Source organism: Terribacillus sp. DMT04 (assembly GCF_019056395.1).
In the GTDB taxonomy this organism is placed as follows: Bacteria; Bacillota; Bacilli; order Bacillales; family Amphibacillaceae; genus Terribacillus; species Terribacillus aidingensis_A.
In genome coordinates, this window is the sequence record NZ_CP077639.1 from 3391403 (window position 1) to 3404391 (window position 12989).

Consider the following 12989-nt stretch of genomic DNA (forward strand, 5'->3'; position numbering starts at 1 on the left):
TAAATCTGTTTACTGAACACTCCGCCCAGAGTTAGGGAAGATGGGGCAGCACCGGTAACTGACTTGTGTTCAGCATGCCAGACAGCCGTTGCTTTGTCCAAGTAAACATACGTAATTCTAGAGTACACTATTCTGCCTAAAACAGCAAAAATATCTAGCAATTTTAGCCTTATTAACTCATTTACAAACAAGAAAGTTGATTTTAAATCAAAAAACAGAAAGCTTGTCCACTACCAGGTCGGACAGGCTCTCTGTTTCACGTGAAACATGTACTAGTTTGTCGTTTCTTCTTCTGCATGTTCTAAAACTTTTTTTAGCTTTGTCTCAAACTTCCTCCGAGGAACAAGCACGCTGTGACCACAGCCCTCACACTTGATTCGAATGTCCATTCCAAGGCGAATAATCTTCCAACGGTTCTCCCCGCAAGGATGAGCTTTTTTCATTTGTACGATGTCATTTAACTGGTAGACCTTATCACTCATGAGCTTCCCCCCTCATTGCACTTTCTGCCATAAGATCTGCTGCCTCTTGTTTATTATACATGACCAATCTTGGAGCCGGAATACTAATATTTCGCTGTAACAGTCTTGTTTTTATACGGTTTCTAGCTACCCTCGCCACACCAAAGTGTTCCATTGGCAGCGTCTCAATTATTGCACGCATAACGATATGAGAAGTTGATAATGTCTCAACACCAAGTAATTCTGGCGTTGATTGAATTTCCGGAAAATCAGCCGGCATTTCCAGCAGCACCTGCATGATGACTTCTTCTGCTACGTGTAGATCCGCTTCATATGGAATATTGATATCTAGTACCGCCAAACTATTATGCACAGAGAAATTTGTTACTTGTGTAATATTACCGTTCGGAATAATATGCAATTCTCCTGTCCAATTTCGTATCTTACAAGTACGCAGTCCTATCTCTTCTACGTCGCCGCGCACGCCAGCTGTCTGGACATTGTCGCCTACCGAAAATTGATTCTCAAATATAATAAAGAACCCGCTAATAACATCCTTTACTAAGTTTTGCGCTCCAAAACCAATCGCGAGGCCGGCAACTCCAGCGCTTGCAATTAAGGCGCCAATATTCAAACCTAATTGAGACAGCACCATGACGACAGCAGTGAAATACACAACGTAAGTAAGTACATTTTGAATGAGCTTTCTCAATGTATTTTCTCGCCGTTCCGATACAATTGGAGACTTGATTTTTGCTTTTTCACGAATTGAATTATGAAATGTTCTATCAACAATATTGTTACCTACCCGCACGACAATCATAGACAATATGATGATCATTATGATCTTAAAAGCAGCTAAGCCGATGGTTGTCCAGAGTTCAGCACTTGTCAAATAGTCATATATGGTTGTCCACTGCTCCTCTACATTCATGATCTGTTTCTCCTCAATAGTGTTTTCTTTTTATAGTATCAAAATTCTATTTCATTTTGTAATAATTTAATAGTGGATATACGAGGATTGCAGAAAGCAGGTAAAGATTAGCGAAACCGAATAACGGGTACATAAAAGCTATCAAGTCTGCGAAGCCAAGCTGTGTCAGCGGCAGCATAACGAAGACAAGAATAGCGGCTTGTATCCACAATGGTCCCTTAAAATTCTTCCGAAAGCGCGATACGATACCTAGTATTCCTGATACAGCAGATGTGTAGATGGCTAACCACAAGACAATACTAATGGCAATAAACACAAGGGAAGGGTAGTTTTTCAAGATATAAAACAAAGGGATATCATAATGAGGAATTGCATGACTGATATGCATTAAATCATTATTATACAAGTACGTAAGCGCACCTATAATAAGTCCGCTGCCAATACTTGCAATCCATAGCTCTCCTTTTGTCTTCATCTGGCTGCCAATTGCGCCAATAATGGCAACGACGGGCAAAATATTTAATGCAGTAAACGGGAAAGCAGCTCGCCAATTTGTTTGCACACGCCAATCATGAAGCAAGTTAATTTGTTCATGTTTTGTATAGATGATTAGCACGAGAACAAGCCCTCCAACTAAAAGCGGCAGGATATAGCTATTCATCGATACCACGCCTTTTACATTCGTGGTGAAGATTAAGATGATCATCACAGCAATAAATAAGATACCAAGCCAATTCGGAATCTGATACATCGTGCCTGTGGCTCCTCCAGCAGCAATCATCACTACTGTCACGGTAAACAAATAAAACACAATTAAAACATCATACACAGCAGCTAATCTCTTACCAATCAGTCGTTCCAGCACTGGAATGTAATGCACACTTTTTTCCTTATAACTGATATGCAGAATTACTTGGCTGCATAACGTGAACAGAATTGTAAAGATGACAATAGCCAGTCCGCTTCCAAAACCAAAAAATTGCCAAATTTCTCTTCCAGAAGCGTATCCTGCACCGATTAAAGTTGCCAATATTAGAAACATCCATTTTAGACCTGCAGCCCACATCACAGTCCCTCCAATTTTTAACTGACCACGTATAGAAAAAGCAGAAAAGCTATATACTATTACCAATATGTGTATGGAGGATAAGCTATGAGCCTGAAAAGAATATTTACGAAAAAAAAGGAGTTCCGCTGCGACTATCAAGATCCCCTTCTTATGAGTAAAGCTTATGAAACAATCAGCTCATGGATTCCTGATGATCGTGAGATTGTTGTGATTTGCATCGGGACAGATCGTTCAACTGGAGATGCACTAGGACCAATTATTGGTTCCTTCCTGACAGAAAAACCGCTTAGCAGACTTCATGTGTACGGCACACTAGAATCTCCTGTCCATGCTGTTAATCTTGTGGAACGTCTGCAGCTAATAGAGAAAAGACATCCAAATGCGTTCATCATTGCAATTGACGCTTGTTTAGGCAGAACTACATCAATAGGATCCATTATTGTTTCTCCTACTCCACTGCGTCCAGGGGCTGCCTTGAAGAAGAACCTTCCAGCTGTTGGAGATGCACAAATTACCGGTATTGTGAATGCCAGTGGCGACATGGAATACTTTGTCCTGCAAAACACACGTCTGCATCTCGTTATGCAGCTTGCTTATAAGATCAGTGCTTTATTGTTAGCTGTTGACCACAGACAGGTACCTATCCTATCTCCCGACAAAACTGCTGCCGAACATTGATACGTTTCACGTGAAACATACAAAAAAAGCCAAGAGAAACTTGCTTCTTCTCTTGGCTTTATCTATTCAGCACGTTTAAAATCCGTTCTAAATCTTCATCAGAAAAGAACTGGATTTCAATTTTACCTTTTCGCTTACCGCGGTGAATCGTCACATCTGTTCCAAATTGATTGCGAAGCTGTGATTCAGTTTGAACAAGGAAGATATCCTTCACTGATTTTTTCTTGTCTGTTTCAGACACATTATTGTTCAGCTTCATAATCAATTGTTCTACCTGCCGAACATTCAATGATTCAGTTCTTATTTTCTCTACTAACGGCTGCAATTTATTCTTATCTTTCAGCCCTAATATAGCTCGTCCATGCCCCATCGATAACTCTCCCTGATTGATCAAATCACTAATAGCAGGAGGCAGGGACAGCAAACGGACGAGATTAGCAATATGAGATCGGCTTTTCCCTAATCGCTTTGCTAAAGTCTCTTGTGTAATATCTAATTCATTCATTAGATTGAAATAAGCTTGGGCTTCCTCAATTGGAGTAAGATCTTCCCGTTGAAGATTTTCCAAAAGGGCAAGCTCCATCATCTTTTCGTCATCCAATGATTTAATAATCGCTGGAACTTTTTTCATTCCTGCTGCTTTAGCAGCACGAAATCGTCTTTCACCAGCTACAATCTCATAGCCTTTAATACTCTTGCGCACAATTAGCGGCTGCAGAATACCGTATTCTTGTATGGATTGCTTTAATTCTTCAATGGCTTCGGCTGCAAAGACTTTGCGCGGCTGATACGGATTTGCTCGGCAATCACTGATTGTAATTTCCTGAATTTGATCTTCTTCCTTCATTTCTAATTCCGGAAAGAAAGCATTAAGACCTTTCCCCAACCCTTTGGCCATGCGCCATCACTTCCTTTGCTAAATCTAAATAAACCTCTGCTCCACGTGACTTCGGATCGTAAATAATGATCGGCTGACCATGACTAGGCGCTTCTCCCAGCCTTACATTTCTTGGAATAATCGATTGATATACTTTATCTTGAAAATATTTCTTAACTTCTTCAATGACTTGAAGTCCTAAGTTTGTACGTGCATCGAGCATTGTCAGCAGGACGCCTTCTATCATCAAGTGTTTGTTCAAATGCTTTTGTACGAGACGAATGGTATTCAATAACTGACTAAGCCCTTCCAAAGCATAATACTCACATTGAACTGGTATGAGCACTGTATCGGCTGCTGTTAATGCATTCAATGTCAGCAACCCTAAGGAAGGCGGACAATCGATAATGACGTAATCATAGTTATCTTTCACACTATCAATTGCTTTTTTCAGACGAACTTCTCTTGAGATTGTCGGCACTAGCTCAATCTCGGCACCAGCAAGCTGAATCGTTGCTGGTATAACATCCAAATAGTCAACTGCAGTCGGTACAAGTACTTTTTCTGCTTCTAAATCTTCAACAAGGACGTTATACACACAATTTTCGACATCTGCTTTGTTTACACCAACACCGCTAGTAGCATTCCCTTGCGGATCAATGTCTACAAGCAATACTTTATTACCTAAAAAAGCCAGGCAAGCACTCAAATTGACGCTGGAAGTTGTTTTTCCAACACCGCCCTTTTGATTTGCTATTGCGATTACTTTGCCCAATGGTGTCACCTACCTCAAACTCAATACGTTTATTTTATCACTTTTTCACCTAAACCAACGGATAAATTCATAGATTTAAAAAAGTTGCTCACTTTTCCTATATAAAATCCCATCTTGCAGTAAGATGGGATCCTATGAAGGCGTACATATAGTTAAGATTTTTTCGGTATCTTAATTGTTATTTGATAATAATCGTCCAAGTCTTCTTCTTCTGTCTCCAAATTGATACCAGTATCAGAAACCATAGACAGCGACTGACGTATTGTGTTCATGGCGATGCGCATATCTTTGTTGACACCCTTCATTTTCGGCCGTTTCTTTTTCGGCGGTGCATGGACCATGCGGACGATACGTGCCTCTGTTTCTTTTACATTCAGTTCTTTTTCGATAATCTCCTGCAGTATAATTTCCTGCTTCTCTGCATCTTTTAATACAATGAGTGCGCGAGCATGCCGCTCTGTTATCTTCTTCTCTAACAGAGCTGTTTGTACTACATCAGGTAATTTCAACAATCGCATCTTATTCGCGATTGTTGATTGGCTTTTTCCAAGCCGCTGTGCCAATGCTTCCTGTGTTAAAGAATGCAGTTCCAGCAGACGCTCATATGCAAGAGCTTCTTCGATGACTGTCAATTCTTCTCGCTGTAAGTTCTCAATCAGTGCTACAGATGCCGTTTCTGTATCTGACATCTCACGGATGATGGCAGGTACAGTTTCCCACTCCAGCGACGTTACCGCACGCCAGCGTCGTTCTCCAGCAATTAACTCATATCCGCCCTCTGCTATTTTCCGCACGACAATTGGCTGAATAATACCATGTGTACGAATAGTCTGGGCCAATTCTTTGATTTTCTCTTCCTGGAAAACCGTTCTTGGCTGGTATTGGTTCGGAACAATGTCCTGTACCGGCAGGTTCATTACTTCATCCTGATGCACATCGTTCTCCGTTTCCGCTGAATCCGATTTATCACCTAGCCCAAAAATACGGCTGAAAGGGTGTAACATCCTCAGACACCACCTTTTTTACAATCCTAATCTAGCAAGCAGGTACATAAGGAATAGTAAATGTTTCACGTGAAACACGTATAAAAAGGCGCAGCAGTTCTCTTTAGAAGCTGCTGCGCTTGCATAAGCCGAGCCAGTTCCTTATCTACTATTTTAGCATAGATTGGTTGAGAATGGTAAGCTTGTATGGTACTTCATCTACTAATTTTCTTTTCCTTATTCGATTGGTTCACGATTCGGAACACCGGCTTTTCGCGGGTATTTCTTTGGTGTTTTTCGACGCTTAGCGATGACAGCGATATTCCGCTCCCCGCCCTCTTCCGGCAAATCAAATGTGAAGCTTTCCACCAATTCACCACCAAGCAGCTGGATAGCAGATGCAGCATCTTGCAGTTCCGCTTCCATATTCGGCCCTTTCATCGCAATGAAATGTCCCTTTGTTCGGCAAAGCGGCAGACAAAGTTCACTAAGGACAGACATCCTAGCCACAGCTCGAGCTGTTACTAAATCAAATGATTCCCGGAAGCTATCATTTTTCCCGAAATTCTCTGCTCGGTCGTGATAAAAAGCGACATTTGTTAATCCAAGCTTCGTCGCTAGCTCATTCAGAAAAGTAATTCGTTTCTTCAGCGAGTCGACAATTGTTACCTTCAGGTCTGGATAGATAATCTTTAGTGGAATACTTGGGAAACCGGCACCGGCACCTACATCACAAATACTTTCATCCCCTTTAAAATCAAAGAAGAAAGCTGCAGATATAGAGTCATAAAAGTGTTTCAAATACACTTCGCCTTTTTCCGTAATAGCCGTTAAATTCATTTTTTCATTCCACTCTACTAATAGAAGAAAATAGTCTTCTAACTGCTGCTTCTGCCGGTCAGATAGTGTGATTCCTTGCTGTTCCAATTGTTGTAGAAAATCTGTTTGGTTCATCCTGTACCTCTTTTCGACGGATTATTGGTTTGCTGCTTTTGCAGGGCCACCTTGTTCGATATAAACGAGCAGGATGGACACATCAGCTGGATTAACACCGGAAATACGAGAAGCTTGACCAACAGACAACGGACGAACTTCTTGCAGCTTCTGACGTGCTTCAGTGGCAAGTCCACTAACATCATCATAATTGATGATATCTGGAATTTTCTTGTTTTCCATGCGTTTCATACGGTCTACCTGCTGCATGGATTTAGCAATATATCCTTCATATTTCGTTTGAATTTCAACTTGCTCTTTTACGTCAGCTGGCAGTTCTTTATCAGCTGGCACAATTTTTTCCAGCAAGCTGTACTTGATTTCCGGACGTTTTAACAAATCTGAAGCGCGCTGTGCTTCTTTCATGACAGATCCTACTTCTTCCATCAGCTCCAGCACATGCGGTTCTGTTTTGATAATAATTCCTTCCAAGCGTTTGCGTTCTTCTTCAATCAAGCGTTTCTTCTCTTGGAAGCGCTCATAGCGTTCCTCACTAATTGTACCGATTTGATGACCTATTTCAGTCAAACGCATATCGGCATTATCATGACGAAGCAGCAAGCGGTATTCCGCACGTGATGTAAGCAAACGGTAAGGTTCATTTGTTCCTTTCGTTACCAAGTCATCAATTAGAACACCAATGTATGCTTGGGAGCGGTCAAGGATAACAGGATCTTTTCCAAGTGCTTTCGCAGCAGCGTTGATTCCCGCCATGATACCTTGGCCCGAAGCTTCTTCGTAGCCGGACGTACCGTTAATTTGACCGGCTGTATAAAGGCCGGCGATTTTCTTCGTTTCCAATGTTGGCCAAAGCTGCGTTGGTACCATTGCATCATACTCAATGGCATAGCCGGCACGCATAATTTCTGCGTTTTCCAGTCCCGGGATAGTTTGCAGCATGTCTTTTTGGACATATTCAGGTAAGGAAGTCGACAATCCTTGCACATATACTTCTTCTGTATTGCGTCCTTCAGGCTCCAAGAAGATTTGGTGGCGCGGTTTATCGTTGAAACGCACAACTTTATCTTCGATGGATGGACAGTAACGCGGGCCCGTACCTTTGATCATACCGGAATACATTGCAGACAATCCTAGGTTCTCGTTAATAATGTTGTGTGTAAATTCATTTGTATACGTCAGCCAGCAAGGAATTTGGTCGGTAATGAATTCTGTTGTTTCATAAGAGAATGCCAAAGGCTCATCATCACCTGGCTGAATCTCTGTTTTGGAATAGTCGATAGATCTGCTGTTAACACGTGGTGGTGTACCTGTTTTAAAGCGAACCATTTCAAAACCAAGTTCTTCTAAGTGCTCAGATAATGTAACGGATGCACGCTGGTTATTCGGACCGCTCTCATAAGATACATCGCCGATGATTACACGGCCACGCATAAATGTTCCGGTTGTAATAACAACTGTTTTCGCGTAGTAAGCTGCCCCTGTTTCGGTAATCACACCTTTGCAGACGTCGTTTTCCACAATCAGACGCTCTACCATCCCTTGACGCAATGTCAGGTTTTCCTGACTTTCCAGTTGTTTTTTCATTTCTGTAATATACAGCGGTTTATCCGCTTGTGCACGCAACGCTCGAACAGCAGGGCCTTTTCCTGTGTTAAGCATGCGCATTTGAATGTGTGTTTTATCAATTACTTTTCCCATTACGCCGCCAAGTGCATCTATTTCACGCACGACAACACCTTTTGCAGGGCCGCCGACGGATGGATTACACGGCATGAATCCTGTCATGTCAAGGTTCATAGACAGCATTAGAGTGTTTGCACCCATTTTTGCTGCACCAATACCAGCTTCACAGCCAGCATGTCCTGCACCTATGACGATGACATCGTAATGTCCGGCATCGTATGTCATGTTCATTCTCTCCTTTTTTATTTACCTAAACAAAACTGTGAAAACAGCTGATCAATTAAACTTTCATGCACGGTATCCCCGATAATTTCACCGAGCAATTCCCATGTGCGTGTTACATCTATTTGGACAATATCCATCGGCATTTGCATTTCAATGCCATTCATTGCTTCCTGCAGCGAAGATAATGCTTGCTTGAGCAATTGAATATGCCGTACGTTCGATATATAACTCAAGTCGCCGCCATCAATTTCTCCTGCAAAGAAGGTATCTTTGATGGCTAGCTCCAATTCATCAATTCCCTTTTCCTCTATAAGCGCTGTTGTGATGACAGGACGGTCTCCTGCCAGCTTTTGCACTTCTTCCAAATCGATTCTCTGCGCAAGGTCTGTCTTGTTTACAATAACAATGACATCAAGTCCTTTAACAGCTTCGAATAAATGTCGATCTTCATCAGAGATGTCTTCACCATTATTCAGCACAAGTAAAATAAGATCACTTTGCTTCAATACTTGGCGAGAGCGCTCTACACCAATTCTTTCGACGATATCTTCTGTTTCCCGAATACCTGCTGTATCCACAAGCTTTAATGGAACACCACGTACATTGACATATTCTTCGATTACGTCTCGCGTAGTTCCTGCAATTTCTGTGACAATCGCCTTATTTTCGTGCACAAGTGCATTCATCAAGGAAGATTTTCCTACATTCGGACGGCCAATAATCGCAGTAGCCAGACCTTCACGCAAGATCTTGCCTTGCTTCGCCATCTCCAGCAGTTTCTCAATTTCTTTATACACATATTGTGTTTTCTCAATCATCATATTGTGCGACATCTCTTCTACATCATCGTACTCTGGATAATCAATATTCACTTCTACGTGTGCTACCGTCTCCAGCAGTTCCTGACGCAGCTGCTGAATGAGTCGGGAAAGTCTGCCATCCATTTGTTTTAGTGCCACATTCATCGCTCTGTCCGTCTTCGCGCGAATAAGATCCATAACAGCTTCTGCCTGGGACAAATCAATCCGGCCATTTAAGAACGCACGTTTTGTAAATTCTCCTGGTTCTGCCAGGCGTGCTCCTTCTTGCAACGCAAGCTCTAGTACACGATTAACAGAAACAAGACCACCGTGACAGTTTATCTCCACAACGTCTTCCCGCGTAAACGTTTTTGGAGCTTTCATAACAGAGACCATTACTTCTTCTGCAACTTCCCCAGTTACAGGGTCAATCAGCTTGCCATAATGAATGGTATGGCTAGGCACAGTCTTCAATGCCTTACCATCAAAAAGCTTTGCAGCAATTTCTACTGCTTCTGGCCCGCTTAGCCGCACAATGGCAATTGCCCCCTCTCCAACTGGAGTTGAGATAGCTGCAATTGTTTCATGCTGCATGCTTTTCACCTCTTTCTATTATTGTTCAGTTCATCTATTTATCCACAGTTTAATCCTGTGTTTGTGTTTATACTCACTAACTTATAAGAATAGCACATTTGTCTATTAAAAAGAAAGATATCCACAACAAAAAATACACTTACTAGGTTGTCAAAAATTGTCCACATGTGAATAAAGCACACAAAAATAAGCCTTGGCTATTGCCAAGACTTATTCTGTGATGGTTGGATAATGAGATAGCGATTAGGTTCTTTCCCTTTCGAATCTGTCTCAACATTCTGTTGTTTCTGCAGCACAGCATGGATGATCTTCCGTTCGCTCGCCGGCATTGGTTCCAGAGGTATCGCTTTTTGCAGCGCTAATGCCTTACTGGCAGCATTCACTGCTAGCTTTTCAAGCGTTTCCCGTCTTTTTGACCGATATCCTTCCGCATCGACGGTAACTGTAACATGATATGCTTTTTGCTGGTGCAGATATTGTTCGACGAGTTGCTCCAGTGCATTAAGCGTCTGTCCTCGTTTCCCAATTAATGTACCGAGATTTTCTCCGCTAAGCGTAAACATCACATGCTTTTTCTTTCGGTTGGTGATCTCCACCTGGACATTCGGCTGCAGGTGACCGATCACACTTTCCAAATAGGTTTTTGCTGCTTTCATAACATCTGTTTTTATCGCGACTTTTACTACAGCCGGTTTGGCACCGAATAAACGAAGAAAACCTTTGCTTCCTTCATCAATGATGGTTACTTCAACATCTTCTTTGGCAGCATGCAGCTGCTGAAGTGCCGATTGAATGGCATCATCTACGGTTTTACCGCGAGCAGTGAGCTGTTTCATTACTTTTTGCCATCAGCTTGCTGCTTGTTCCCCGCCATCATTGGTTTGTTAATCAATAATGTTTGGGCCACCATAAAGATGTTACCAACTACCCAGTACAATGCTAGAGCAGAAGGCAGGAACAAGGCAAAAACAGTAATCATAACTGGCATGATATAAAGCATCATTGTCATTTGCGGATTAGCCGCCATCGCTGTATTCCCAGCCATCATTAACTTCTGCTGCAAGAATGTTGCTAACCCTGCAACAATTGGCAAGATGAAGTATGGATCGGGCTGGCCTAGCTGCACCCATAAGAAATCATGTTCTTTAATTGCTTCCGTTCTGCTGATTGCTTGATAGAACGCAAGTAAAATTGGCATTTGAACGATGATTGGCAGACAGCCCGCCAGCGGGTTAACACCATGACGCTGGAATAGCTGCATCGTTTCCTGCTGAAGTTTTTGTTGTGTGTTTGCATCTTTGGAACTGTATTTCTTTTGCAGCTCTTTTAATTCCGGCTGAATCTCCTGCATCGAACGGGAGCTTTTCAGCTGTTTAATATTAAGCGGCAGCAATATTAGGCGGATAATCACCGTTACAATGATAATTCCTAAGCCATAGTTTTCATTGAACAATTCAGCAAAGTAGCGAATTACTTCGGATAAAGGAAAAATTGCATATTTATTCCAAAATCCAGTGCTTTCCGATGTGATCGGCTCCGAGTTCGGCGCACAACCTGCCAAGGCTGCGACAAGCAGCACGAGCGCTAACGCTAATATACCTTTTTTACGCACCATGTTTCCTCCTTAACTTCCTTACATAAGACTCTCTCTATTCTGTATCTTTATTATGGTTTTTCGTCTGCTTCAGAAGACGCGGTTTCCACAACACGTGGATCAAGCTTTTTTTCAGCTCATGGTATGACATATCTTTTGCTGGCTGTCTCGCAATGACAATATAATCATAGCCGCCAGCCACCTGCTCGTCCAATTCATGGAAAGCCTGTCTTAAATAGCGCTTTATCTTGTTACGCATAACAGCGTTTCCAAGTTTTTTACTGACAGACAGACCAATACGGAAATGCGCATCTCCGTTATCCTGCTTCTTATAATATAGAACGAGTTGGCGATTCGCAAAGGAGCGTCCTTTCTGGAACACTTCCTGGAATGCTTCATTCTTCTTGATTCGGTATTCTTTCTTCATAAGAGGATCCCCTCAAACATGCCTATTTAGCAGAAATAGTCTATTTAATTTGAAAGAAGGAGAATAAACACGGCATTTAAGCTTCTGGTTTATTCTCCTTCTCCACTCATGTAAAAGCACAGTCGGAACTGTGTTCGTACACTGATCAAGTATATAAAGTCAAAAAGACCACTATTACAGTAAGTGGTCTTATGCAGACAATACTTTTCTTCCTTTACGACGACGACGAGCTAGAACTTTACGTCCGTTTTTACTGCTCATACGCTCACGGAAGCCGTGTACTTTTTTTCTTTTACGGTTATTAGGTTGAAATGTACGTTTCATATATCAAACACCTCCCTCGAGGATATATAAAAAAATATTGCGAAAGGTCATAGACAGTCTTGAACATTATACTTTTAAATGAGCAAACATGTCAACCTCTCATTTTTCGCTGCTAATTGCCTTTCTTTTATCCACAACCCATGTTAATCTAATACACCTGTGCATAACTTTTTCCACACAAGTTTTCGACAACTTACTCACATAATCGCACCCTGTGGATATTTTTTGTCTACACGTACAAGTGTATGTGGATAAGTGTCGAATAAGCATTGCAACACAAGGATTATTCTGGTATCATGTTTGTGTTTTACTGATTGAATAACAAACGAGTTAAAAACTATTATCCACAAAGTGTGGATAAGCTGTGGACATCTATTCACAGCCCTGTAGATGCACTTATCAACAAGAAAGTGGACAACTGGAGAATCCTCTCTAATTCCACAATTTACGCGTTTTTTTTATCCACATTCATATAACCTGAGTTGCACGGCCTTTTTTGGCATGTCCGTATTTTTGTATGCCTCAGAAAAGGCCTTTTAATACCTACTATGATGCAGTTCCTGACTTAAGAGACTGCTTCTTTCAATTTTTTTCAGAAAGGGGGATGCCTG

Annotated in this window: 14 protein-coding genes; 1 reads left to right on the forward strand and 13 read right to left on the reverse strand. The window is 41.7% G+C overall.

Going from position 1 to position 12989, the window contains the following annotated elements; translation table 11 throughout:
* Nucleotides 1-272 precede the first annotated feature (272 nt).
* Genes KS242_RS17330 through KS242_RS17340 form a run of 3 tightly spaced genes read right to left on the reverse strand, consistent with a single transcriptional unit; the run spans nt 273 to nt 2461 of the window.
* The gene (locus KS242_RS17330) at nt 273-482 is read right to left on the reverse strand and encodes a DUF951 domain-containing protein (protein WP_217322482.1); all 210 of its coding nucleotides are present in this window, start codon (nt 480-482) and stop codon (nt 273-275) included.
* Nucleotides 475-1395 (reverse strand): mechanosensitive ion channel family protein, encoded by a 921-nt coding sequence (locus tag KS242_RS17335; protein ID WP_217322483.1) that lies wholly within the window; start codon nt 1393-1395, stop codon nt 475-477. The genes KS242_RS17330 and KS242_RS17335 overlap by 8 nt, the downstream gene beginning before the upstream one ends.
* A gap of 46 nt (nt 1396-1441) precedes the next feature.
* Nucleotides 1442-2461 carry a YkvI family membrane protein gene (locus KS242_RS17340; RefSeq protein WP_217322484.1) on the reverse strand — a complete coding sequence of 340 codons (1020 nt, stop codon included), beginning with the start codon at nt 2459-2461 and terminating at the stop codon, nt 1442-1444.
* Nucleotides 2462-2548: 87 nt separating this feature from the next.
* Here KS242_RS17340 and yyaC point away from each other — a divergent pair, with 87 nt between their 5' ends.
* Nucleotides 2549-3142, forward strand: a complete 594-nt coding sequence (yyaC, locus tag KS242_RS17345; protein WP_217322485.1) for a spore protease YyaC — start codon at nt 2549-2551, stop codon at nt 3140-3142.
* A gap of 58 nt (nt 3143-3200) precedes the next feature.
* Here the strand turns inward: yyaC and KS242_RS17350 are convergent, their stop codons facing one another.
* The 10 genes from KS242_RS17350 to rpmH all read right to left on the reverse strand — a co-directional run bounded on the left by KS242_RS17350 (nt 3201) and on the right by rpmH (nt 12378).
* Nucleotides 3201-4040 (reverse strand): ParB/RepB/Spo0J family partition protein, encoded by an 840-nt coding sequence (locus tag KS242_RS17350; protein WP_217322486.1) that lies wholly within the window; start codon nt 4038-4040, stop codon nt 3201-3203.
* On the reverse strand, nt 4012-4794 hold the full coding sequence (locus KS242_RS17355) for a ParA family protein (protein WP_217322487.1): 783 nt from the start codon (nt 4792-4794) through the stop codon (nt 4012-4014). The genes KS242_RS17350 and KS242_RS17355 overlap by 29 nt, the downstream gene beginning before the upstream one ends.
* 152 nt (nt 4795-4946) lie before the next feature.
* A complete protein-coding gene (gene noc, locus KS242_RS17360) occupies nt 4947-5798 on the reverse strand; it encodes a nucleoid occlusion protein (RefSeq protein WP_217322488.1) in 852 nt (283 codons plus the stop codon).
* A 216-nt stretch (nt 5799-6014) separates the two neighbouring features.
* Entirely contained in the window at nt 6015-6731 is a 717-nt protein-coding gene (gene rsmG / locus KS242_RS17365; RefSeq protein ID WP_217322489.1) for a 16S rRNA (guanine(527)-N(7))-methyltransferase RsmG, read from the reverse strand.
* Between the two features lie 21 nt (nt 6732-6752).
* Nucleotides 6753-8639, reverse strand: a complete 1887-nt coding sequence (mnmG, locus tag KS242_RS17370) for a tRNA uridine-5-carboxymethylaminomethyl(34) synthesis enzyme MnmG (protein ID WP_217322490.1) — start codon at nt 8637-8639, stop codon at nt 6753-6755.
* Between the two features lie 17 nt (nt 8640-8656).
* On the reverse strand, nt 8657-10033 hold the full coding sequence (gene mnmE / locus KS242_RS17375) for a tRNA uridine-5-carboxymethylaminomethyl(34) synthesis GTPase MnmE (protein ID WP_217322491.1): 1377 nt from the start codon (nt 10031-10033) through the stop codon (nt 8657-8659).
* Nucleotides 10034-10230: 197 nt separating this feature from the next.
* Entirely contained in the window at nt 10231-10869 is a 639-nt protein-coding gene (gene jag, locus KS242_RS17380) for an RNA-binding cell elongation regulator Jag/EloR (RefSeq protein ID WP_217322492.1), read from the reverse strand.
* Nucleotides 10869-11648: a YidC family membrane integrase SpoIIIJ gene (gene spoIIIJ, locus KS242_RS17385; RefSeq protein WP_217322493.1), complete on the reverse strand. Its 780-nt coding sequence runs from the start codon at nt 11646-11648 to the stop codon at nt 10869-10871. The genes jag and spoIIIJ overlap by 1 nt, the downstream gene beginning before the upstream one ends.
* Before the next feature lie 34 nt (nt 11649-11682).
* Complete coding sequence (gene rnpA, locus KS242_RS17390; RefSeq protein ID WP_217322494.1) at nt 11683-12054, reverse strand: ribonuclease P protein component; 372 nt, start codon at nt 12052-12054, stop codon at nt 11683-11685.
* Nucleotides 12055-12243: 189 nt separating this feature from the next.
* Nucleotides 12244-12378 carry a 50S ribosomal protein L34 gene (gene rpmH, locus KS242_RS17395; protein ID WP_077305977.1) on the reverse strand — a complete coding sequence of 45 codons (135 nt, stop codon included), beginning with the start codon at nt 12376-12378 and terminating at the stop codon, nt 12244-12246.
* Nucleotides 12379-12989: the final 611 nt, after the last annotated feature.